Origin of the sequence: Streptococcus sp. HMSC065H07, assembly GCF_001837325.1 — a bacterium.
Lineage (GTDB): Bacteria > Bacillota > Bacilli > Lactobacillales > Streptococcaceae > Streptococcus > Streptococcus salivarius_H.
Map to the genome: position 1 here is coordinate 1 of NZ_KV832043.1, position 24,077 is coordinate 24,077.

Below are 24,077 nucleotides of genomic sequence, written 5' to 3' on the forward strand. Positions count from 1 at the left end.
CCAAAGAGTGAGGAAAGTTCAAGCACTCCAGTTTCTGAAGTATCAACTAGTGAAGTAGTTTCTGAGACCTCAGCATCAGAAACACCAAAGAGTGAGGAAAGTTCAAGCACTCCAGTTTCTGAAGTATCAAACAGTGAAGTAATTTCCGAGACTTCAGTTTCAGAAACACCGAAGAGTGAAGCAAGTTCAAGCACTCCAGTTTCTGAAGCATCAAACAGTGAAGTAGCTTCCGAGACTTCAGTTTCAGAAACCCCAAAGAGTGAGGGAGGTTCAAGCACTCCAGTTTCTGAAGCATCAAACAGTGAAGTAGCTTCCGAGACTTCAGTTTCAGAAACCCCAAAGAGTGAGGGAGGTTCAAGCACTCCAGTTTCCGAAGCATCTAACAGTGAAGTGATCTCAGAGTCTTCAGTTTCAGAAACACCAAAGAGTGAGGGAGGTTCAAGCACTCCAGTTTCTGAAGCATCAAACAGTGAAGTAGCTTCCGAGACTTCAGTTTCAGAAACCCCAAAGAGTGAGGGAGGTTCAAGCACTCCAGTTTCTGAAGCATCAAACAGTGAAGTAGCTTCCGAGACTTCAGTTTCAGAAACCCCAAAGAGTGAGGAAAGTTCAAGCACTCCAGTTTCTGAAGTATCTAACAGTGAGGTAATCTCCGAGACTTCAGCATCAGAAACACCAAAGAGTGAAGCAAGTTCAACTGCTCCAGCCTCTGAGTCACCAAAGAATGAGGCAACTTCAGTAGCTTCATCTACTAGTCAGGTTGACGTAGCAATTACTTCTGACAGCCCAGAGACATCTCCAACTTCAGAAAGTACACAAAAGGATCCGATTAGCGAGGTTTCTTCAGAAGTTATTGAAAAGGGTTCAACAAGTCAGGTTGATGTCAAAGTTTCTGAAGCTCCAACAACAGCACGTACATCTGAAGTTGTCAGCATCTCGCCAAATAGTCAGGTCGCTTATAACAATGACCTAAAAATCTCTGTAACAAGTAGTCAGCTCGCCTCAGAAGCTATTCGCTTTAATTCTCTTTTGAATGAGAAGTCTGTGGATGTGATTGCAAGTAAAGTTATGGCGGTTATGGCCTCTGAAACATTAGCCTCAGAAGCGGCATCACTTACAAGCTCTGAAGGTGTTGCCAAAGAGATTAGCAGTGATTTGTCAGAATTGGCGGAAAGCAAGAAGGATGACACACCTAAGAATGTCGCCCGTATTGATAAAGCAACTGAGGCAAAACAGGTGGCCAAGAGTTCTGAAAGCCAAGCTAGCACTTCAAAAGAAAAAGGTAAGTCTAATACGACAACGGTCTTCCTTCTTGTCGGAGTTGCTGCAGCACTAAGTATATCTACAGTTTATCTTACAAAACAAGGTAAAAAAGCAGGTAAATAATAGGTAAGAAACATCCATTAAATTGGGTGTTTTTGTTTTTAAGCAAGCTCTAAGATACCTAATATCATTATTCTTTATTTTTAATCATCCACTTTGATTTGGTCCTGTATAATTAAAGTGATAAGAGAAATTAAGGAGTTAAGATGATGAAAGAAAAAAGAAATAGTAGGATTCGTTTATTTGCTCTTCTTGTTTTAGTATTTACTTTAGGATTCGGATTTTCATTTGATACTAGCAAACAATCTTCGGCTGTGAGCTCTCAAGTGGTTCAAGCGGATGAGAACAATGGTATCTTGACTTTTAATGGTCAAAAGCAGTTTGTCATGGAGGAGAAGGACCAGTTAGGACGTGCCCACAGTGCTCATATACAGTTACAAGATAAGGACGAGCCGAAGAATAAGCGTCCCGGTAAAATAAAATATGATCCTGTAGGATGGCATAACTATAAGTTTTATTATGGTGACGGTAAATCAAAATCTTGGCTAATGAATCGAGGGCATTTGATTGGCTATCAGTTTTCTGGTGTCAATGACGAGGGCAAGAATTTAGTACCTATGACTGCCTGGTTGAATTCTGGAAATTATAAAGGAACCGACGAAGGTAATCAGTCAGGCATGCTTTATTACGAGAATCGCTTGGATAACTGGCTGGCACTCCACCCTAACTATTGGTTAGATTATAAGGTAACAGCTATCTACAGTGGAGACGAGTTGTTGCCTCGTCAAGTGGAACTTCAGTATGTTGGTATCGATAGTTCTGGAAACCTCTTGGAAATTAAACTTGGTGGAGATAAGGAGACTCTTGACAGTCAGGGAGTTACACATGTTGTCTTGGATAACCAATCACCAAATGCAGAAATCAATTATGCAGATGGGACAGCGACAAATACGGTTACTGAATTTACTGAAGCGCCATCTGAGCCTAGTTCTGAGAGTTCACAGGTGACTGAACAACCAAGTTCTGAGCCAGAGCCTGTGCAACCTACACAAGAAGAAAGTCGAACAGTTTATGTGGCGCGTCATGGTACAGCAGATGTTTATTGGTATGACATCAACAGTATGCCTAGCAATACCAACAAAGCAAATGTCGTTACAATGACAGAAGCAGATGCCCTAGCCCAAGGTAAACGACACACGTCTAAAGAGTAATACAAAAGCTGGACAAGATGTCCAGCTTTTTTGTAAAACGACTCAGATTTTACCACTTTTATCTGAAAATTTGATATACTGAGACTATCAAAGATACTTGAAAGAGAGGTTAATTGACTCTTTTTCAGTACAAGAAAGGAATAAAAATATGATTTGGATTATTATTGCCATTATCGTTGTTCTTGTAATTTTTGTTATTGCAAGTTATAACGGCTTGGTTAAAAGCCGTATGCAAACTAAGGAGGCATGGAGTCAAATTGATGTTCAATTGAAACGTCGTAATGACCTTCTTCCTAACTTGATTGAGACTGTTAAAGGTTATGCAAAATACGAAGGTTCAACACTTGAAAAAGTAGCAGAACTTCGTAATCAAGTAGCAGCGGCGACTTCGCCAGCAGAAGCGATGCGTGCTAGTGATGAATTGACACGCCAGGTTTCTGGAATCTTTGCGGTAGCTGAAAGTTACCCTGACCTTAAGGCTAGTGCAAACTTCAGCCAGCTTCAAGAAGAGTTGACAAACACTGAAAACAAAATTGCCTATTCACGTCAACTTTATAACAGTGTGACAAGTAACTACAATGTGAAATTGGAAACATTCCCAAGCAATGTTATTGCTAAGATGTTTAGCTTTAAGGCTGCTGAATTCCTTGAAACACCTGAAGAAGAAAAAGCTGTTCCTAAGGTTGATTTCAGTGGACTAGGTAACTAATATGTTATTTGATCAGATTGCTCGAAATAAGAGAAAGACTTGGCTTTTGCTCCTGGTCTTTTTCCTCTTGTTGGGCCTTGTTGGTTACGGTGTCGGCTATCTTTGGTTAGGTTCAGGCTTCGGTGGTTTGATTCTTGCTCTAGTTATCGGTTTTATCTATGCCGTTACCATGATTTTCCAATCAACCAATGTCGTTATGGCTATGAATGGTGCACGAGAGGTTGATGAACAAACCGCTCCAAACCTTTATCATGTGGTTGAAGATATGGCTATGGTGGCACAAATACCGATGCCACGTGTCTTTATTGTTGATGATCCTTCAATGAATGCTTTTGCGACGGGGTCTAGCCCTAAAAATGCTGCTGTAGCTGCTACGACAGGTCTTCTTGCAGTTATGAATCGTGAGGAACTTGAAGGGGTCATAGGGCACGAAGTCAGCCATATTCGTAACTATGACATCCGTATTTCGACTATTGCAGTAGCCTTGGCATCTGCGATCACCATGCTAGCTGGTATGGCTCGCAATATGATGTTCTGGGGTGGAGGCCGTCGTCGTAATGATGATGACCGTAATGGAAGTAGTGGCTTGGAGATTATTCTTCTCATTATTTCCTTGATTGCCATTATTTTGGCACCTTTGGCAGCTACTCTGGTTCAGTTGGCTATTTCACGCCAGCGTGAATTTCTAGCTGATGCTTCTAGCGTCGAATTAACACGTAACCCACAAGGTATGATTAATGCTCTGCTTAAACTTGATAATAGTACGCCAATGCAACATCATGTGGATGATGCGAGCGCAGCCCTCTATATCAATGATCCTAAAAAGGAATCTGGTTTGCAGAAGCTCTTCTATACTCACCCACCAATTTCAGAACGGGTGGAACGCTTGAAACAAATGTAAAAAAAGTGAGACTGATGACACTTCTAAAGGTGTTTATCAGCCTCGCTTTTTTAGTTTGATTCAATATAAAGGTTGCTAGCAACAGTTTCTGGAATTTGAATTTCTTTTCCATCAATATTCAGGCGGTAGAGTTGTGTAAAAGGGTCAAAGCCTTTCAAGGTAAAAGTTACCCCAATTTTAAGACCGACAGTTTCCAAATAATGGAGTAAATCAATTTGATCCTGAACTCGACGAAGTACATAGTCTCCAGGAGTTAGGTCTTGTGTAAAAGTCTGGTTGTAGATTTCCTCTATGAGCTGACCTGACTTGGGGATTTGCCCACCGTGTGGACAGGTTTGGGGGTAATTGAGTAGGCGGTCAAGGGCATTGATAAAGTGATCAGAGACAGTATGCTCTAAAATTTCAGCCTCTTGATGAATTAGGTCGCAAGTATATTGCAAGTGGTCCACCAAAAAGACTTCGATGAGGCGATGTTTCCGATAGAGTTCAGCGACATTGATTTTACCAGTTTTCGTTAGAAGATAGCCCTTGACTTTGTCTTTGATGATGAGGTCTTCTGAAATCAATTTCTTAATCATTTCCGTCACAGCAGGTGGAGACACCTGCATACGGTTTGTGATTTCCTTATTGCTTATTTTACCTTCTTCAGTACCAATCTCATAGATACATTTGAGGTAGTCTTCTTTATTAGGTGTCATTTCTCTTCCTTTGAAAATAGTCTCACCTTAGTATAACAGATTTATCATAAGAATACAGAATATTTCTTAGATAAGATTTTTACTGATTCAAGCCTTGGGAGATTTTATCCAGATTATATTTCATCATGTTGTAGTAGCTATCACCGTTTTGCCCTTTTTCAGCAATAGAATCTGTAAAGATCTTTGCATAAATAGGAATATTGGTATCCTTAGATACTGTTTTCATAGGGCGTTCATCGACACTAGATTCGACAAAGAGAGCTGGTACCTTTGTTTGACGTAGTTTTTCCACGAGTGTTTTGATTTGGTCTGGTGTGCCTTCTTCTTCTGTATTGATTTCCCAGATGTAGGCAGATGGTACGCCATAGGCTTTAGAGAAGTATTTGAAGCATCCTTCACTAGTGACAATCAGTTTTTTCTCATCGGGAATCTTGTTAAATGTCTCTTTAGCTTCTTGGTCCAGTTTACTAAGTTTGTCAGTATAGGATTTTAGATTCTTTTCGTAGTAGGTCTTGTTTTTAGGGTCCTTAGCAATCAGTTGCTTAGCAATATTTTGAGCATAAATAATCCCATTTTCCAGATTAAGCCAAGCGTGGGGATCTTCCTTACCTTTTTCTGATTGCCCTTCAAGGTAAATTACCTCAACACCATCACTAACTGCAAAATAATCTTTATTTTCTGTTTTATGAGCATTCTTGACTAACTTAGTAAACCAAGCATTTCCACCAGTTTCTAAATTGATACCGTTGTAAAAAATCAAGTCAGCTTGCGATGTCTTCTTTACATCATCAGGAAGGGGTTCGTATTCGTGAGGATCCTTACCAACGGGGACAATACTGTGGAGAGTGATTTTATCTCCAGCAATATTTTTGGTGATATCAGCAATAATGGAATTGGTCGTAACGACTCGTAATTTATCCTTGTTACTGCCTTGTTTATTGGTACAAGCTGTTAGAGTAACTACCGCTAAAAGTAGTAGTACTATTGTTGATAGTATTTTTTTCATATTATTTTCATCCTATTTTTTATTGTTTAGAAGTTTTATTCATGCCACTTTGTTTTGGGGCGATGAAAAAGCTGATGAGAAAGAGTAGAGCAGACGTTAATACAATGCTCGAACCAGCTGCAATATTAAAACTATAGCCGATAAAAAGACCTAGAACAGATGCCAGAGCCCCCAATCCTGATGAGAGAAGAATCATTGTTTTTAGGCTATGAACATAAAGGTAGGCAGTGGCAGCCGGTGTAATTAAAAGTGCCACAATAAGAATAGTGCCAACACTCTGCATGGCAGTTACAGAAACCAAAGTTAGAATAACCATAAGTAAGTAGTGGTAGAAGGTGACCTTAACTCCCATAGACTTGGCCAAAATTGGATCAAAGGATGTTAGGAGTAAAGGGCGAAAGAAGATTGTAATAGTTGCTAGTACGAGAAGTGAAACGATAATCGTTATCCACATATCCATGTCTTGTACAGCTAGAATATTCCCGAAGAGAATATGAAAGAGATCTGTGGAACTATTAGCAACACCGATGAGAATAATACCGAGAGCTAGAAAGCTCGAAAAGGTAATCCCAATTGCCGTGTCACTCTTAATAATGGAATTGCTTTTGATATAGGTAATCATTGTAGAAGCTAAAAGTCCAAAGATGATAGCTCCTATGAAAAAGTTAATACCCAAGATAAAGGAAATGGCTACCCCAGGTAGAACCGCATGTGAAATTGCATCACCCATAAGTGACATACCTCTTAGAATAATAAAACAACCAACAGCACCACCGACAATTCCAATAACTAAAGCCGTTATAAGAGCATTTTGTAAGAAGTGGAAATTTAGCAAACCATCAATAAATTCAGAAATCATTTACATCTCCTTTATAAAATAAACTGTTACCGTAGGTTTTACGGAGATTATCCTCATTAAAAACAAGATTAGTAGGCCCACTAGCAATCAGTTTACGATTTAGGAGGATAACTTGGTCAAAATAATGAGGAACTTTGCTCAAATCATGGTGGACAATAAGAATAAGCTTACCTTTGTCCCTAAGTTCTCTCAAGGTGTTCATGATAATATCTTCGCTAACAGAGTCAATCCCTACAAAGGGTTCATCTAATAAAATAATATCAGCCTCTTGTACAAGACAACGAGCGATTAGAACACGTTGAAATTGGCCTCCTGATAATTGGCTTATTTGTCGATGGGCCAAATCATTTAGACCAAGTAGTGTTAAAGCATCTGTGACCTTAGACCAATCACTCTTAGATAGACGTTTAAAGAACTTAGTTTTGGGATAGAGTCCTAGAGAGATGCACTCTCTGACAGTAATCGGAAAGTTAAAATCAATATCAGCCTTCTGTGCAACATAGGAAATACGATTCAATTGCTGACGAATCGGTTGTTTATTGAAAAGGATTTTTCCAGAGTGAGGAATAATACCAATTAATGCTTTAATTAGAGTTGATTTACCAGCACCATTTGGTCCAATAATCCCAGTAATACTAGGTCCCTCCAAGTTTAAGGTGATATTATCCAGAGCTAATGTCTGTTGGTAAGACACATTAATATTTTCAATTTGAATCATTAGCTACCTCCTTGGGTTTAATATACTTTAAAATAATAATTAAGTCAAGTTAACTTTTAAAATTAACTCAACTTAATTATTTAATGTTGTCAAGATGACAGAGGATAGTGAATGGGAGTACATTTTTTATATCAAATATTCAGCCTAATCAAACTGTTTGATATTTGGGAGAGGCAACAAGGGACATTATTTTCTTCAATTTGTACAATCTCACTCTGTATTTCAAGAAATATTTAGTTTTTATTTTCGAAAACTAGTCATCTTTCCATATTTCTGGCATAATAGATATATGAAATTAACGATTCAACGAATGGCTCGGATAGCCATTTTGTCAGCACTGGCAGTAGGATTGCGGTCAGCATTTATAGGCTTGCCAAATATTCAGCCTATTACAGCAATGTTTTTTGTGGCTGTTCTTTATTTGGGGTTAGTAGATGGTCTCTTGATTATGGCATTGACCATGTCAATCTCAGGATTCATCTTTGGTTTTGGTCCCTGGATTTTTAATCAGATTCTGGCTTTCGGCGTTTTGATGGCTCTTTGGAGTTTGATTGCACCTAGGTTATCACTTGTTTGGCAGATTGCTTTGGTAACTCTTTTGTCCTTTCTCTATGGAGTTCTCATGGATTACAGTTATGGCCTTCTATTTAAGAGTGGGATTACCTTTGTTATCTCTGGTCTTCTTTACGATACCTATCATGCAGTATCGACGCTTCTATTCTATCCATTCATCCAGTCTATTTTTAGGAGGTTTTTGAAATGAAAAAATTAGCGACATATATTTTTCTTGCTTTATCACTTGTTACTCTAGCAGCCTGTGGAAAAAATGAGGCAGCTAAACTTACTAGCAGCACAAATAATCATCAGTCTAAGGTTCAAGGTCAAGTGACTTTGATTTTGAAAACAGATAAGGAAAGTAAGAAAAAATCAGTAGAAATCCAAAAAGGTGATACAGTGCTTGATGTATTGGAAGAGGTATATCCTGTTCAAGAAAACGATGGCTTCATCACTGAGATTGATGGTATTTCTCAAGATAAAGATAAGGGCATCTATTGGATGTTTGATGTCAATGGTAAACTTGGTGAAAAAGCAGCCAACCAACTTAAGGTTGAAGATGGCGATGAAATCAAATTCTATCAAGAAAAGTATAATTAAGATTCTGAACTCTGTTTCAGAGTCTTTTTTAATAAAGTTCGGAAATAGCTTGAAAATTTACTTGAAAAAGTCGGAAAATTGCAAAATAACTGACGATTTAAAGGAAAATAGTTTACTTTTGTTTTAAAAGTGATATGATAAGAGGGTACTACATAAAGTAAGGAGAATAAGGTTTGGCTTTTAACAAATTGGAAAGCAGTAACAACCAGGAAATCATCTCTGAAGAAGTTGGTATCTTGAAAGAATTGTTGGATGATGCAACACGAGGCATGGCTGGAGAGCAAGGTCTCACAACTATCCAACATTTGGTTGAACTTTATGATGAAGGTGACTATGTGGCCCTTACACAAGCCATTTCAGAAATGACAAATGACGATATGGTCGTTGCATCACGTTATTTCTCTTTGTTACCTCTTTTGATTAATATCTCTGAAGACGTGGATTTGGCTTATGAAGTCAACCACAAGAACAATATTGATGAATCTTATCTAGGTAAGTTGTCTGAAACCTTTGATGTTGTCGCTGAAAGTGAAAATGCACGTGACATTCTTGAACATGTCAATGTCGTGCCAGTATTGACAGCCCACCCAACTCAGGTTCAACGTAAAACCATGCTTGAATTGACTAACCACATTCACGAACTTCTCCGTAAGCATCGTGATGTTAAGGCTGGTCTTATCAACAAGGATAAATGGTATGCAGATTTGCGTCGTTATGTAGAAATCATGATGCAAACAGATATCATTCGTGAGAAAAAACTTAAGGTTAAAAACGAAATCACTAACGTTATGGAGTATTATAACTCCTCATTGATTAAGGCGATTACGAACTTATCACATGAATTCAAACGTTTAGCAGTTGAAAAAGGTATTGAACTCGACAATCCAACCCCTATTACTATGGGTATGTGGATTGGTGGTGACCGTGACGGGAACCCATTTGTAACAGCAGAAACTCTTAAACTTTCTGCAACATTGCAAAGTGAAGTTATCCTCAACTACTATATCGAAAAAGTTGATAATCTTTATCGTTCATTCTCACTTTCATCACGCTTGACTGAGGTTTCAGATACAGTAGCAGAGATGGCGAAACATTCTCCAGATACATCTGTTTATCGTGAAAATGAACCCTACCGTCGTGCTTTCAGTTACATCCAGTCTAAGTTGATTCAGACACTTCTTTTCTTTAAAGAAGGAAACTTCAATAAGGAAAGAGTTGCTAAACGCCTTTCTGAAAATGTTCGTCTGGGTTCAGCTTCAACAGGTGAAGTAGTAGCTGATTACGTGCAACAACGTCTCAGCCAAAGTCTTCAAGCTGTCTCACAACAAACAACAGAATTCTACGAAACAGCAGATGCCTTCCATGACGATCTTTTGGCAATCAAAAATTCACTTCTTGAAAACGACGATGCTGTCTTGATTTCAGGTGATTTCGAAGAGCTTCTTCAAGCTGTAGAAGTCTTTGGTTTCTATCTTGCTACAATCGATATGCGTCAAGATTCAAGTGTTCATGAAGCATGTGTAGCAGAGTTGCTTAAATCTGCAAATATTGTTGATAACTATAGTGAATTAACAGAGGTTGAAAAAGTTGCGGTTCTTCTTAAAGAATTGCAAGAAGACCCTCGTACCTTGTCATCAACTAATGTGCCTAAGTCTGAAACACTTGAAAAAGAATTGGCGATCTTCCGCACTGCTCGTCTCTTGAAAGACTATATCGGTGAAGATGTCATCAAACAACATATCATTTCTCACACTGAGAGCGTTTCTGATATGTTTGAGTTGGCTATCCTTCTTAAAGAAGTTGGCTTGGTTGATACAGAACGTGCGCGTGTCCAAATCGTTCCACTTTTTGAAACTATCGAAGACTTGGAAAACTCTAATGATATCATGAAACAATATCTTGGTTATGATATCGTTAAACGTTGGATCAAGAATAGCAACAACTACCAAGAAATCATGTTGGGTTACTCAGACTCTAACAAAGATGGTGGTTACTTGTCTTCAGGTTGGACGCTTTACAAAGCTCAAAATGAATTGACTAAGATTGGTGAAGAGCGTGGCATTAAGATTACCTTCTTCCATGGTCGTGGTGGTACTGTCGGTCGTGGTGGTGGCCCATCATACGATGCTATTACGTCTCAACCATTTGGTACTATTAAGGACCGTATCCGTTTGACTGAACAAGGTGAAGTTATCGGTAATAAATATGGTAATAAGGATGCTGCCTACTACAATCTTGAAATGCTTGTTTCAGCTGCTCTTGACCGTATGGTAACACGTCAGATTGCGGACCCAGATGAATTGGTTGATTTCCGTGAAATTATGGACGGTATTGTTCATGATTCTAATGTTATCTATCGCGATCTAGTCTTTGGAAATGAACATTTCTATGATTACTTCTTTGAAGCAAGCCCTATTAAAGAAGTCTCAAGTTTGAATATCGGTTCTCGTCCAGCGGCTCGTAAGACTATTACTGAGATTTCTGGTCTTCGTGCGATTCCTTGGGTATTCTCATGGTCACAAAACCGTATCATGTTCCCAGGTTGGTATGGTGTGGGTTCTGCCTTTAATCGCTTTATCCAAGCTGAAGAAGGCAACCTTGAGAAACTTCAACATATGTTTGAAACATGGCCATTCTTCCGTTCACTTTTGTCAAACGTGGACATGGTGCTTTCAAAATCAGACATGAATATCGCCTTCCACTATGCACAATTGGCAGAGAGTGAAGAAGTACGTAGTGTCTTCAATATTATTTTGGATGAGTGGCAGTTGACTAAGGATGTTATTCTTGCTATTGAAAAACATGATGGCTTCCTTGATGAAAGTCCATCACTTAAAGCAAGTTTGGACTTCCGTTTGCCATACTTCAATGTCTTGAACTACATCCAAATTGAATTGATTAAACGTCTTCGTAACAATGATTTGACCGATGACGAAATAAGCCTTATTCACATTACCATCAACGGTATTGCAACAGGCCTTCGTAACTCTGGTTAATAAAGTAAAGTTCATCACTTTAGTGGTGGGCTTTTTGTTATGGTGAAAATTCTGTTATAATAAAACCATGATTGCTATGGAAACGATTGAAAAGCTGTCCAAAGAAAAGCTCCCCATGATAACGGTCTTGGCGGGCGAGGATTTAGGGCAGTATAGTCAAGCTAAAGAAAAATTTTTAAAACAAATTGGTTTTGATTCCAGTGACTTAACCTATTCTTATTTTGATATGTCGGAGACTGATTATCAAGATGCTGAGCTCGATTTAGAAAGTATGCCTTTTTTTGCAGATGAGAAGGTGGTCATTTTTGATCATTTCGCAGATATGACTACTGCTAAAAAGTCGTATCTGGATGAGAAAGAGTTGAAGCGTCTTGAAAATTATCTTGAGTCTCCTGTTGAAACAACTCGTCTTGTCTTAATGTCTGCAGGAAAGCTAGATGGAAAGCGTCGTTTAGTCAAACTTCTCAAACGTGATGCCATGGTGCTTGAAGCTAGTCCTTTAAAAGATGCAGAACTTAGAACCTATTTTCAAAAGCAGGCGCATCAAGAGGGGCTTACATTTGATACAGGAGTCTTTGAGGAACTTTTGATCAAGTCAAATTTTGATTTTTCAGATGTTCAAAAAAACTTAGCTTTTCTAAAGGGATATAAAACGGAAGGAAACATCTCATCGCAAGATATTGCTGAGGCCATTCCGAAAAGTTTGCAAGATAACATTTTTGATATGACGCAACTTCTTATACGAGGACAGATTCAGAGCGTTCGTGAATTGGTTCATGATTTACGGCTGCAGGGTGAAGATGAGATTAAGTTGATTGCTGTTATGTTGGGACAGTTTCGTACCTATTTACAGGTTAAACTTTTATCTGCTCAAGGTAAAAGTGAGCAGCAAATTGTTTCAAGTCTCTCAGATTATCTAGGGCGTAAAGTTAATCAGTTTCAGGTTCGTTTCGCACTGAGAGATAGCCGTCCCTTATCAGTAACATTCTTAATGATGACGATTAAGATTTTAGTAGAGACAGATTACCAGATAAAAACAGGAACTTTAGATAAAGACTACTTGTTTGATTTAGCACTTTTAAAAATTCTATCAAACCGCTAGAGGTATGGAGTTTTCTATGATTTTGTAAGCAAAATTTTTGAAAGCTCTACCACTTTGCGGTAAAATGGAGAAAAAATGAAAAGAGGACCTTTACTATGGCAATTATTCTTCCAGACCTTCCTTACGCATATGATGCTTTGGAACCATACATTGATGCTGAAACAATGACTCTTCACCACGATAAACACCATGCAACTTATGTAGCAAATGCTAATGCTGCTCTTGAAAAACACCCAGAAATTGGTGAAGACATTGAAGCACTTTTGGCTGATGTGGAACAAATCCCAGCTGATATTCGTCAAGCACTTATTAATAATGGTGGTGGACACCTTAACCACGCACTTTTCTGGGAACTTTTGTCTCCTGAAAAACAAGAACCAACTGCTGAAGTAGCAGCTGCTATTAACGAAGCTTTCGGATCATTTGAAGCCTTCCAAGAAGCTTTCACAGCAGCAGCAACAACTCGTTTTGGTTCAGGTTGGGCATGGCTTGTTGTTAACGATGAAGGTAAACTTGAAGTTGTTTCAACTGCTAACCAAGACACTCCTATCTCAGACGGTAAGAAACCAATCTTGGCGCTTGATGTTTGGGAACATGCTTACTACCTAAACTACCGTAACGTACGTCCAAACTACATCAAAGCTTTCTTTGAAATCATTAACTGGAATAAAGTTGCTGAGCTTTATGCAGCAGCTAAATAAGTTTAAAATTATCCTCAATAAAAGAGGATAATTTTTTTGTAATATGATTGTAAAATCTCCTTGCTTTTTAGTGAATTATAGCTTAAACTATTATTGTTATGAAAAAAAAGAAAAAACATTCAAGCAAGAAGTACAGTGGAAGTCGCCGAAAAACTAAAGATAAAAAGAAGGATTCGGTAAAACAAGATCTTCAACAAGACGTCAAGAAAGACACTAAAGATACTAAAAAAGATGTCAAAAAAGGCGCTAAAAAGGCCAACAAAAAAGAAGCGAAAAAAGATACAAAAAAGGTTTCTAAAAAATCAGCAGACAAAAAAGTAGCTGAAGAAACAGTAGTACCAGTTGAGCACAAGGAAAAAGAAACAAAAACTGAAACCTTGCCACTTAGAAGTAGACGCTCTAAGAAATCTAAATCAAAATCATCTCGTGATGATAAAAAAGCATATCTTATCTTAGCCTTCCTAAGTGTTCTGGTAATACTTTTGTTTGTTGCCATGCTTGCTTTAGCAGGACGTGGGAAACAAGCTGGTCACACTGGTAGCCTTGGAAATATCTTCGGCTCTAGTTCTAAAGTCACTAAAAAAGAAGACAAAGAAAAAGAGGAAAAGGTAACTCCAACTAATAAATCAGCCGAAGCTAAACAAGCAGTCATGGAAGCAGATGCAGATACCATGTATGGTAATGGATTGTATTATGATTATGCTAACATGACATTGAACCAAGTGGTTGAAGCTTTTATGGCTGACCAAGGTATCGAGTCTAGCCAAATTGCCTTTTCATATAAAAATACCAAGACAAATGAGCAATTCTCTATGAATGATACTCAGCCAATGACTGCAGGATCAACTTATAAATTGCCACTAAACATGCTTGTCATGGATGAGGTTAATAAAGGAAAACTTTCTTTAACTGAACGTTTTGATATTACTAATACTGAGTATGAGTATCAAGGCGAACATGATAATTACGTTGCTGCTTTCGGTGGTTCAATGACTATTCCAGAAATGCAAGAGTATTCTCTTGTTTACTCTGAGAATACTCCAGCCTATGCTTTGGCGGAACGCCTTGGTGGTATGGAAAAATTCTATGGCATGCTTGATAAATATGGTAAATCAAAAGGTGAAGTGAAAACTATCCAAATGCATGGTAATAAGACAACGACGGATTATTACATCCAAGTTTTGGATTACCTTTGGAAACACCAAGATAATTACAAAGATATTCTCCACTACATTGGTGAGTCATTCCCTAATGAGTACTATAAGACATATCTTCCTAATCTGACAATTTACCAAAAACCAGGTTATGTCCGTGAAGCACTTAACGTTGATGCTATCGTTATGGAAGATACACCTTATATGGTTGCAATCTATACACGTTACCTTGGTGGATCAACTGAAAATTCAGATGAAATCAGCGGTTGGGGTCTCCAACAATTAGGAATGCTCTCTTATGTTATTAATGAGTGGCACCGTGTTAATATGAACTAATAAAGAAAGCCGAGTTTATCGGCTTTTTTCTATACAATTGAATAAAAGGTAAGAAGTACAATCCCTAGAAAAAGAAATGGGACAAATGCGATACATTCCTTAAGATTTCTTCGTATAAGGAAATACGCTAGCCCTAATAGGCACGCAAGCTCGATAGTTAGAAGTATTTTTGAAAATGGGAAAATAAGTGAGGCACTTGCTAAGTAGAGAAAATCACCTTCCCCAATATTTAGATGTTTTATAAAAGAAAGGAAAGCGAGGATTATCCCTATGGCAAATGTGAGGTAATAGTTGCCCATGAATAGGAGTGGGACTGTTCCAACTATCCAGATCAGAAGTGGATAGGATTTCTGTTGCAAATCAAAAATAGATAAACAAAGGCTGAAGTAAAGAAAGTAGGTTACTTCAAGACTTAAAAAGTCATAGAAATATAGAAGACATATTACCCCACAAAATAGTTCCATAAAGAGGTAACGAAAAGGGATAGGAGTCTGACATGAACGACATCGAGATCTTAAGAAAAGTTGTGAGAGGATAGGAATCATCTCGAAAAAACGCAACTGATGCTTGCAATGGCTACAGTGACTACTAGGAAAAATAATCGAGTTCTCAGGAAAACGATCACAAACTAGTCCGATAAATGAGCCTAAAGAGGCTCCTAGAAAAAAATAAATAATGCTTAACATACCTAATTATTCGAAAAAGAATGAGAAAAAGCATTTCACTTGCATATTATTTAGAAATATTCTAAAATAAAAGTGTAAATAATAGTAATTCTAAATAAGGAGAATTAATATGGTAGATTCAATTAAAGAAACAATCAATGAAACAGTTAACCAACAAGCTGAAACTCCAACAAATACAAAAACTAAAGCAGTTTTGAATCAAGCAGTTGCTGATTTGTCTGTAGCAGCTTCAATTGTTCACCAAGTTCATTGGTATATGCGTGGTCCTGGTTTCCTCTATCTTCATCCAAAAATGGATGAATTGATGGATAGTTTGAATGCTCATCTTGATGTTATTAGTGAACGTTTGATTACTATCGGTGGGGAACCATACTCAACTTTGGTAGAATTTTCATCTAATTCAGGCTTGACTGAAACTACTGGTACATTTGATAAGCCAATGTCTGATCAAATTCAATTATTGGTTGATACATACAAATATTTGTCAGTATTGTTCCAAGTTGGTTTGGATATCACAGATGAAGAAGGAGATGCTCCTTCAAATGATATCTTCACTGCAGCTAAATCTGAAATTGATAAGACAATCTGGATGTTGACTGCTGAGCTTGGACAAGCGCCAGGCTTGAGATAAGCATTTTTGAGTTAAGATGATTGTCAAGAGTTCCTCTAAAAGTGTATAATAGACGTAAAATACTTTTAGAAGAAGGGAGGCGGAGATATGTCTGAGCATCGACGTAGTCTAGGCGTTTATGAAGATGTCCTAAATCAGTTAAAAGCTAAGGGAATTCGGTTGACGGAATCTCGTAAAGCTGTTATTCGCTATTTGATGATGTCTGATCAACATCCTAGTGCAGATGTGATATATTATGATCTTCTCCCTGACAATCCTGGGATGAGTTTGGCGACAGTCTATAACAACCTGAAGGTATTGGTTGAAGAAGGAATTGTCTCTGAAATTAAGGTTAATAATGATAATACAACCTATTATGATTTTATGGGACATGATCACTTAAATATTGTTTGTGAAAAATGCGGTCACATTACCGACTTAGACCTACTGATTCCGTCTTTCAAGGAAGAGGTAGAATCACAAACTGGTTTTCGCATTACTCGTGAACAGATGATTTTACATGGGATTTGCCCAAACTGCCAATAACCTGAGTCTTAATGACTTAGGTTTTTTAAGTCTTGAAGTATACAATAATCTGTAAAGGTTTTCAAAACTATCTTGTCATGGCAGAAGCTTTTTGCTAAAATATTGCTATGAAAACTTTATATGATGTTCAACAGTTGTTGAAACAGTTTGGCATAGTGGTTTACCTAGGGAAAAGGCTCTATGATATCGAAATGATGAAGATTGAATTAGAAGCCCTCTATCAGAATGGTTTAGTGGACAAGGACAACTATCTTACTGCTGAAATGATTTTACGACGTGAACATCGCATTGAAATGGAGAAAGAAAATGGCTAAAAAACTCTTAGGAATTGACCTTGGTGGAACAACTGTTAAGTTTGGTATTTTGACTTCGGAAGGTGAAGTGCAAGAAAAATGGGCTATTGAGACAAATACGCTTGAAAATGGTCGCCACATCGTTCCTAACATTGTTGAATCCTTGAAACACCGTTTGGAAATGTATGGACTTACTGCTGAAGACTTCATTGGAATTGGTATGGGATCTCCAGGTGCAGTTGACCGTGAAAATAAAACAGTAACGGGTGCTTTTAACTTGAACTGGGCAGAAACTCAAGAAGTTGGCTCTGTCATTGAAAAAGAACTTGGTATTCCATTCGCTATTGATAATGATGCTAATGTGGCTGCACTGGGGGAACGTTGGGTTGGTGCTGGTGCTAACAATCCAGATGTTGTCTTTGTAACATTGGGTACAGGTGTTGGTGGCGGTGTTATCGCTGATGGTAATTTAATTCATGGTGTTGCCGGTGCTGGTGGTGAAATTGGTCACATTATTGTTGAACCTGAAACAGGATTTGAATGTACATGCGGAAACAAGGGGTGTTTGGAAACTGTAGCTTCAGCAACAGGTGTTGTACGTTTAGCACGTCATTTGGCAGAAGGATACGAAGGGAACTCTTCTATTAAAGCTGCTGTAGATAATGGTGAGCAAGTGACAAGTAAAGATATCTTCGTAGCTGCTGCTGAAGGTGATAAGTTTGCTAATAGCATTGTTGATAAAGTCTCTCAATACCTCGGACTTGCAACAGCAAACATTTCAAACATTCTTAACCCAGATTCAGTTGTAATCGGTGGTGGTGTTTCAGCAGCTGGTGAATTCTTGCGTAGCCGTGTTGAAGGATACTTTACACGTTATGCATTCCCACAAGTTCGCCGTACAACAAAAGTGAAATTAGCAGAGCTTGGAAATGATGCTGGTATTATTGGAGCTGCTAGTCTTGCACTTACAATTGATAACTAATGACAGAAGGTGTGTCTGACCAATTATAGGTGGACAGCACCTTTTTCTTGTTGAAAAACGTTTACAATCAGCTGAGCTCTGCCATTTTGTTGAAAATGTGGTATACTTTAAAAGTTGAAATAAAAATTAAAGAGGAAAAAATGACTAAACTTAGAGAAGATATCCGTAACGTAGCCATCATTGCCCACGTTGACCACGGTAAAACAACACTTGTTGATGAATTGTTGAAACAATCACACACTCTTGATGAGCGTAAAGAGCTTGATGAGCGTGCAATGGACTCAAACGATCTTGAAAAAGAACGTGGAATTACAATTCTTGCCAAAAATACAGCAGTTGCTTATAACGGTACACGTATCAACATCATGGATACACCAGGTCACGCGGACTTCGGTGGAGAAGTTGAACGTATCATGAAAATGGTTGATGGGGTTGTCCTTGTTGTCGATGCCTACGAAGGTACAATGCCTCAAACACGTTTTGTGCTGAAAAAAGCGCTTGAGCAAAACTTGACACCTATCGTTGTTGTTAACAAGATTGATAAACCATCAGCACGTCCGGAAGAAGTTGTTGATGAGGTTCTTGAACTCTTCATCGAGCTTGGTGCCGATGATGATCAGTTGGAATTCCCAGTTGTGTATGCGTCAGCGATTAACGGTACATCATCATTGTCAGATAACCCTGCTGATCAAGAGCACACTATGGCTCCAATCTTTGACACTATTATTGATCACATCCCAGCTCCTGTAGATAACTCAGATGAGCCTCTTCAATTCCAAGTGTCGCTTCTTGACTACAATGATTTTGTTGGTCGTATCGGTATTGGACGTATCTTCCGTGGAACTGTAAAAGTTGGTGACCAAGTTACCCTTTCAAAACTTGACGGAACAACAAAGAACTTCCGTGTTACTAAACTTTTCGGTTTCTTTGGTTTGGAACGTCGTGAAATTGAAGAAGCAAAAGCTGGTGATTTGATTGCCATCTCAGGTATGGAAGACATCTTCGTTGGTGAAACAATTACACCAACTGATGCTGTTGAACCATTGCCAGTTCTTCGTATTGACGAACCAACACTTCAAATGACTTTCTTGGCGAATAACTCACCGTTTGCCGGCCGTGAAGGTAAACACGTGACATCACGTAAGGTTGAAGAGCGTCTTTTGGCAGAGTTGCAAACAGACGTTTCTCTTCGTGTTGATCCAACTGATTCTCCAGATAAATGGACTGTATCAGGTCGTGGTGAATTGCACTTGTCTATCCTTATTGAAACAATGCGTCGTGAAGGATACGAACTTCAAGTGTCTCGTCCAGAAGTTATCATCAAAGAAATTGATGGCGTGAAATGTGAGCCATTTGAACGTGTTCAAATTGATACTCCAGAAGAGTACCAAGGTTCTATCATCCAAGCCCTTTCAGAACGCAAAGGTGACATGCTTGATATGCAAATGGTTGGTAACGGTCAAACTCGCCTTATCTTCCTTGTACCAGCTCGTGGACTTATCGGATTCTCTACTGAATTCTTGTCTATGACACGTGGTTACGGTATCATGAACCATACCTTCGACCAATACTTGCCAGTTGTTGCTGGTGAAATTGGTGGACGTCACCGTGGTGCCCTCGTTTCTATCGATACAGGTAAAGCGACAACTTACTCAATTATGCGTATTGAAGAACGTGGTACAATCTTTGTTAACCCAGGTACTGAAGTTTATGAAGGTATGATTGTTGGTGAAAATGCTCGTGAAAATGACCTTGGTGTCAATATCACTACAGCAAAACAAATGACAAACGTGCGTTCAGCAACTAAGGACCAAACGGCTGTTATCAAGACTCCACGTATCTTGACTCTTGAAGAATCACTTGAATTCTTGGATGATGATGAATACATGGAAGTAACGCCTGAATCTATCCGCTTGCGTAAACAAATTTTGAATAAAGCAGAGCGTGATAAAGCCAATAAACGTAAGAAAAAAGCAGCAGAAGCTGAATAATATATAGAGAGGAGAAGAGATGTTTTATCTGATTGTTGCTGTATTGATTGCATCATTCTATTTCTTTATTGCACCAAAGTCGGTAAAAAACACCATGAATCTTCTCTTTGTCATGGCTACCTTAGCATTGCTCCTACTTTTGGCAGTGCTATCAATTATTAAATTCTTCAGCCTACCTGGTGAGTTCTTTGTTACAGTTGGAATGCTTGTATTGAGCTATTTCACCTTGAAAGATTTTTTCGCCATGTCGGACCTTAATCATGAAAAAGCTGAGCATGAAGATAAATAAGTAGCATGAGATTAAAAGTCAGTCTGATAGATTGGCTTTTTCTTTTACCAAGAAGAGGTAACTCCTTGAAATAGCTTGGGATAAAGGGTAAAATGATTATGATACAATTTGAGAGAATGGACGAATTATGAAATCAGTAACACAATTTGAAAATAAAAAAGTTTTGGTCCTTGGCTTGGCTAAATCTGGTGAAGCAGCTGCTCGCCTATTGGCTAAGTTGGGTGCTATTGTCACAGTAAATGATGGTAAACCATTTGAGGAAAATCCATCGGCCCAAGCCCTTCTTGAAGAAGGCATTAAGGTTGTTTGCGGCGGACATCCTCTTGAACTTTTGGATGAAAATTTTGAATTAATGGTGAAAAATCCTGGAATTCGTTATGACAATCCAATGGTAGCTCGTGCACTAGAAAAAGGTATTCCGGTTTGGACTGAAGTGGAATTGGCCTATCTAGTATCTGAAGCACCTATTATCGGTATTACAGGGTCAAATGGTAAGACAACAACGACAACTATGATTGCTGATGTCCTAAATCATGGTGGTAAATCAGGTGTCTTGTCTGGGAATATTGGTTTCCCTGCGTCAGAAGTTGCACAGTCAGTAACTAATCAAGATACCTTAGTTATGGAATTGTCTTCTTTCCAATTGATGGGGATTGACAGCTTCCATCCACATATTGCTGTGATTACTAACTTGATGCCGACACATATTGACTATCATGGTAGTTTTGAAGCATATGTGGCTGCTAAGTGGAATATTCAAAATCAAATGACTGTGGATGATTTTGTTGTTTTGAACTTCAATCAAGATTTAGCTAAGGAATTAGCTACACAAACTAAGGCACAAGTAGTTTCATTCTCAACAGTGGAAAAAGTAGATGGTGCCTATCTTGAAAATGGTGCTCTTTACTTCAAAGGTGAATTAGTGATGCGAGCTGATGAAATTGGCGTTCCTGGTAGTCACAATGTTGAAAATGCCTTGGCAACTATAGCTGTAGCAAAATTGTCAGGTATTTCAAACCAAGCTATAAAGGAAACCCTCGCAAGTTTTGGTGGTGTTAAGCACCGTCTCCAATTCGTTGATACTATCGATGAAGTGAAATTCTATAATGATAGTAAGTCAACTAATATTTTAGCGACACAAAAAGCACTTTCTGGTTTTGATAATAGTAAAGTCATTTTGATTGCTGGTGGTTTGGACCGTGGTAATGAATTTGATGAACTCATTCCTGACATTACCGGTCTTAAGAAAATGGTGATTTTAGGGGAATCAGCTCCTCGTGTCAAGCGTGCTGCTGATAAAGCAGGAGTAACTTATCTTGATGCCAAAGATGTGGCAGATGCGACACGTATTGCTTTTGATCAAGCCAGTGCAGGAGATGTTGTCTTGTTGAGCCCTGCAAATGCAAGCTGGGATATGTACAAGAATTTCGAAGTGCGTGGTGACGAATTTATCACAACTGTTGAGCAATTGAAGGGATAGGCTATGGCAAAAGCGAAAAAAATTGTTTTTACCGGTGGTGGAACTGTTGGACATGTGACTTTAAATCTTATCTTAATTCCAAAATTTCTAAAAGATGGATGGGAAGTGCACTATATTGGTGATAAGCACGGAATTGAACACGAGCAAATTGATAAATCTGGCTTGGATGTGACATTCCATAGTATTGCTACAGGTAAACTACGTCGTTATTTCTCATGGCAAAATATGTTGGATGTCTTTAAAGTTGGTTGGGGGATTCTACAGTCAATTGCAATTATTGCCAAGATTCGTCCTCAAGCACTCTTTTCAAAAGGTGGATTTGTCTCAGTGCCACCGGTAATTGCTTCTAAGTTATTAGGCGTTCCTGTATATGTGCATGAGTCTGATCTTTCTATGGGCTTGGCCAATAAGATTGCCTATAAATTTGCGACTACTATGTTTACGACTTTTGAACAATCTAAAGGATTGGCGAAGACAAAACATATAGGTGCTATTACAAAGGTAGGGATGGCAACGTCCAATCAGTCTGATGCTCTGGATAAGATTAAAGTACAGTTTGATGACAAGTTAAAAACTGTCCTTTTCATAGGTGGATCAGCTGGTGCAAAGGTATTTAATGATTTTATTAGTAATACTCCACAACTGACTGAAAAATATAATGTCATTAATATTTCTGGGGACTCTTCATTGAATACCTTAGAACGTCATCTTTATAGAGTTGATTATGTGACAGATTTGTATCAACCTCTTATGGATACGGCAGATTTAGTTGTCACTCGTGGTGGTTCAAATACGATTTTTGAATTGTTAGCTATGAAAAAACTTCATTTAATTATTCCTTTAGGGAAAGAAGCTAGCCGAGGAGACCAACTTGAAAATGCTGCCTATTTTGAACGAAAAGGTTACGCACGTCAATTACAGGAAGCAGAGTTAAGTTGGGAAACCTTAAATCATGAGTTTGAACAACTTGTTGAACATGCAGAGACTTACAAAGAAGCTATGGCTAAATCTGAGGAAATTACTTCTCCTGATGATTTTTATAACCTATTAGTGACTAGTATTTCAAAAAAATAAAGGAATTTCATGGCAAAAAAGGATCAAGAATCACAAGAAAAACAAGTTCTCACAGAGTGGCAGAAGAGAAACCTCGAATTTTTGAGAAAAAAAGAAACCGAAGATTCTGAAGAATTTACGAATGGAAAGGTCGTTCATCCAGAAGGAGCGACTTCAAATGAGAGCCAACCATCAGTGAAAAAGAAGGTTAAAAAGAAAAAAAGGACCAAAAAGAAGAAACGAAAAAAAGGGAATACGAGTAGTAATATTCCAATTGCACAACAAAATCTTGCGGGACTAGTTATTTTTATCGCTGCACTCCTAATCGTATTTTCACTTTTCTTTATTTCACCTTGGTCAAAACAAAAGTTTCTCACTGTATCAGGAACAAAAAATGCTCTACCAGAAGATGTGAAAGTTGCAAGTGGAATTCTTGATACAGACTATATCACTCATGTCTTTTTCAACCAAGGAAAGATTGCATCAACTGTTGAAAAAACCAATGTTTGGGTTAAAAAGGCTACAGTAACTTATAGTTTTCCAAATCAATTTAATATTGCAGTAAAAGAATACCCAATTGTTGCTTATCGTCAAACTACAAATGGTTATGTTTCTATTCTTGAAAGTGGTAAGACAGGAGGAACGGTTTCAACTAGCAATCTACCTGATAAATTCATCACTTTAAAGATGGATGACGAGAAGAAAATCGAAGATTTAGTAAAAGAATTAAATAAACTTGATTCAAAAATCAAGAATAATATTCAAATTATTAATCTTACGCCAACTAAAGCAACTTCAGATTTACTAACGATTGAGCTGTATGATGGCAATTCCATTCGTGTTCCTCTTTCTCAATTAACGGTTAAGCTCCCTTACTACGAGAAAATTAAGAACCAACTTTCAGATGGAAGTATTGTTGATATGGAAGTTGGACTTTATACAACGACTCCTGAGGTTGAATCATCAAAAACTGATGGGGATAAAAAGAAAGACAAAGATAAGACTGATAAAAAGGATGAAAATACAACTTCTGAAGAAGATCAAGATACTACAACATCAACTGAACAGCATTCTGAGGAAGAGTCTAATTCTGAAAATCCGGGTATTCAAGGACAGAAAAATCCAACTGTTGGTCAAGAAACAACTCTTCGTCCTTCCCCTGCCCAAGGCTAATATTGAATAATAAAAAACGTAAAATGCTGACATTTTACGTTTTTTTATGGTACAATAGTATCCGAATAATTCTGTTTTTATACAGTTTACAAAGATATTGAATGGAAA

Annotated in this window: 23 protein-coding genes and 1 pseudogene; 19 read left to right on the top strand and 5 right to left on the bottom strand. The window is 38.1% G+C overall.

The genetic code is table 11. The features are described from left to right. From HMPREF2637_RS11325 to htpX, 4 genes and pseudogenes are all read left to right on the top strand, one after another. A pseudogene (locus tag HMPREF2637_RS11325) lies at positions 1-1,383 on the top strand (alpha-1,3-glucanase); the annotation flags it as partial. A 143-nt stretch (positions 1,384-1,526) separates the two neighbouring features. Beyond that, the gene (locus HMPREF2637_RS08505) at positions 1,527-2,531 is read left to right on the top strand and encodes a DNA/RNA non-specific endonuclease (RefSeq protein WP_064524728.1); all 1,005 of its coding nucleotides are present in this window, start codon (positions 1,527-1,529) and stop codon (positions 2,529-2,531) included. A 148-nt stretch (positions 2,532-2,679) separates the two neighbouring features. Continuing rightward, positions 2,680-3,240, top strand: coding sequence for a LemA family protein (locus HMPREF2637_RS08510; protein WP_002884070.1), 561 nt, complete (start codon positions 2,680-2,682; stop codon positions 3,238-3,240). A 1-nt stretch (position 3,241) separates the two neighbouring features. Next, the gene (htpX, locus tag HMPREF2637_RS08515; RefSeq protein WP_064524726.1) at positions 3,242-4,141 is read left to right on the top strand and encodes a zinc metalloprotease HtpX; all 900 of its coding nucleotides are present in this window, start codon (positions 3,242-3,244) and stop codon (positions 4,139-4,141) included. Positions 4,142-4,191: 50 nt separating this feature from the next. Here htpX and HMPREF2637_RS08520 read toward each other — a convergent pair whose 3' ends face one another. The 4 genes from HMPREF2637_RS08520 to HMPREF2637_RS08535 all read right to left on the bottom strand — a co-directional run bounded on the left by HMPREF2637_RS08520 (position 4,192) and on the right by HMPREF2637_RS08535 (position 7,422). Further along, positions 4,192-4,839, bottom strand: coding sequence for a metal-dependent transcriptional regulator (locus HMPREF2637_RS08520; protein WP_070839951.1), 648 nt, complete (start codon positions 4,837-4,839; stop codon positions 4,192-4,194). Between the two features lie 79 nt (positions 4,840-4,918). Then, entirely contained in the window at positions 4,919-5,845 is a 927-nt protein-coding gene (locus HMPREF2637_RS08525) for a metal ABC transporter substrate-binding protein (protein ID WP_070839955.1), read from the bottom strand. Positions 5,846-5,864: 19 nt separating this feature from the next. After that, a complete protein-coding gene (locus HMPREF2637_RS08530) occupies positions 5,865-6,704 on the bottom strand; it encodes a metal ABC transporter permease (protein ID WP_002884063.1) in 840 nt (279 codons plus the stop codon). Then, complete coding sequence (locus tag HMPREF2637_RS08535) at positions 6,694-7,422, bottom strand: metal ABC transporter ATP-binding protein (protein WP_002890643.1); 729 nt, start codon at positions 7,420-7,422, stop codon at positions 6,694-6,696. The genes HMPREF2637_RS08530 and HMPREF2637_RS08535 overlap by 11 nt, the downstream gene beginning before the upstream one ends. Positions 7,423-7,711: 289 nt before the next feature. Here HMPREF2637_RS08535 and HMPREF2637_RS08540 point away from each other — a divergent pair, with 289 nt between their 5' ends. The 6 genes from HMPREF2637_RS08540 to HMPREF2637_RS08565 all read left to right on the top strand — a co-directional run bounded on the left by HMPREF2637_RS08540 (position 7,712) and on the right by HMPREF2637_RS08565 (position 14,866). After that, positions 7,712-8,185: a hypothetical protein gene (locus tag HMPREF2637_RS08540; RefSeq protein WP_070839958.1), complete on the top strand. Its 474-nt coding sequence runs from the start codon at positions 7,712-7,714 to the stop codon at positions 8,183-8,185. After that, positions 8,182-8,577 (top strand): DUF4430 domain-containing protein, encoded by a 396-nt coding sequence (locus tag HMPREF2637_RS08545; protein ID WP_002890648.1) that lies wholly within the window; start codon positions 8,182-8,184, stop codon positions 8,575-8,577. The genes HMPREF2637_RS08540 and HMPREF2637_RS08545 overlap by 4 nt, the downstream gene beginning before the upstream one ends. Before the next feature lie 173 nt (positions 8,578-8,750). Beyond that, positions 8,751-11,573 carry a phosphoenolpyruvate carboxylase gene (gene ppc, locus HMPREF2637_RS08550; protein ID WP_070839961.1) on the top strand — a complete coding sequence of 941 codons (2,823 nt, stop codon included), beginning with the start codon at positions 8,751-8,753 and terminating at the stop codon, positions 11,571-11,573. Positions 11,574-11,640: 67 nt separating this feature from the next. Continuing rightward, on the top strand, positions 11,641-12,675 hold the full coding sequence (gene holA, locus HMPREF2637_RS08555) for a DNA polymerase III subunit delta (RefSeq protein ID WP_064524720.1): 1,035 nt from the start codon (positions 11,641-11,643) through the stop codon (positions 12,673-12,675). A gap of 95 nt (positions 12,676-12,770) precedes the next feature. Then, a complete protein-coding gene (sodA, locus tag HMPREF2637_RS08560; protein ID WP_037600453.1) occupies positions 12,771-13,376 on the top strand; it encodes a superoxide dismutase SodA in 606 nt (201 codons plus the stop codon). Between the two features lie 98 nt (positions 13,377-13,474). Next, complete coding sequence (locus HMPREF2637_RS08565) at positions 13,475-14,866, top strand: serine hydrolase (protein WP_073688778.1); 1,392 nt, start codon at positions 13,475-13,477, stop codon at positions 14,864-14,866. Positions 14,867-14,895: 29 nt separating this feature from the next. On the opposite strand, the gene HMPREF2637_RS08570 is transcribed toward HMPREF2637_RS08565, so the two are convergent. Next, positions 14,896-15,552, bottom strand: a complete 657-nt coding sequence (locus tag HMPREF2637_RS08570; protein ID WP_021144376.1) for a prepilin peptidase — start codon at positions 15,550-15,552, stop codon at positions 14,896-14,898. Between the two features lie 109 nt (positions 15,553-15,661). Between HMPREF2637_RS08570 and HMPREF2637_RS08575 the strand changes: the two genes are divergently transcribed. From HMPREF2637_RS08575 to HMPREF2637_RS08615, 9 genes are all read left to right on the top strand, one after another. Beyond that, a complete protein-coding gene (locus HMPREF2637_RS08575; RefSeq protein ID WP_037600458.1) occupies positions 15,662-16,183 on the top strand; it encodes a Dps family protein in 522 nt (173 codons plus the stop codon). A gap of 87 nt (positions 16,184-16,270) precedes the next feature. Then, positions 16,271-16,708: a Fur family transcriptional regulator gene (locus HMPREF2637_RS08580; protein WP_070839964.1), complete on the top strand. Its 438-nt coding sequence runs from the start codon at positions 16,271-16,273 to the stop codon at positions 16,706-16,708. 107 nt (positions 16,709-16,815) lie between these two features. Then, positions 16,816-17,022 carry a YqgQ family protein gene (locus tag HMPREF2637_RS08585; RefSeq protein WP_002890657.1) on the top strand — a complete coding sequence of 69 codons (207 nt, stop codon included), beginning with the start codon at positions 16,816-16,818 and terminating at the stop codon, positions 17,020-17,022. Beyond that, positions 17,015-17,983, top strand: coding sequence for an ROK family glucokinase (locus HMPREF2637_RS08590; RefSeq protein WP_037600464.1), 969 nt, complete (start codon positions 17,015-17,017; stop codon positions 17,981-17,983). The genes HMPREF2637_RS08585 and HMPREF2637_RS08590 overlap by 8 nt, the downstream gene beginning before the upstream one ends. 140 nt (positions 17,984-18,123) lie before the next feature. Then, the gene (gene typA, locus HMPREF2637_RS08595; protein WP_002884130.1) at positions 18,124-19,974 is read left to right on the top strand and encodes a translational GTPase TypA; all 1,851 of its coding nucleotides are present in this window, start codon (positions 18,124-18,126) and stop codon (positions 19,972-19,974) included. A gap of 19 nt (positions 19,975-19,993) precedes the next feature. Further along, positions 19,994-20,263: a DUF3165 family protein gene (locus HMPREF2637_RS08600; protein WP_064524715.1), complete on the top strand. Its 270-nt coding sequence runs from the start codon at positions 19,994-19,996 to the stop codon at positions 20,261-20,263. A gap of 127 nt (positions 20,264-20,390) precedes the next feature. Continuing rightward, entirely contained in the window at positions 20,391-21,743 is a 1,353-nt protein-coding gene (murD, locus tag HMPREF2637_RS08605) for a UDP-N-acetylmuramoyl-L-alanine--D-glutamate ligase (RefSeq protein ID WP_064524713.1), read from the top strand. Positions 21,744-21,746: 3 nt separating this feature from the next. Then, complete coding sequence (locus HMPREF2637_RS08610; protein ID WP_070839967.1) at positions 21,747-22,817, top strand: UDP-N-acetylglucosamine--N-acetylmuramyl-(pentapeptide) pyrophosphoryl-undecaprenol N-acetylglucosamine transferase; 1,071 nt, start codon at positions 21,747-21,749, stop codon at positions 22,815-22,817. A 9-nt stretch (positions 22,818-22,826) separates the two neighbouring features. Beyond that, positions 22,827-23,969 carry a cell division protein FtsQ/DivIB gene (locus tag HMPREF2637_RS08615; protein WP_070839971.1) on the top strand — a complete coding sequence of 381 codons (1,143 nt, stop codon included), beginning with the start codon at positions 22,827-22,829 and terminating at the stop codon, positions 23,967-23,969. Positions 23,970-24,077 lie beyond the last annotated feature (108 nt).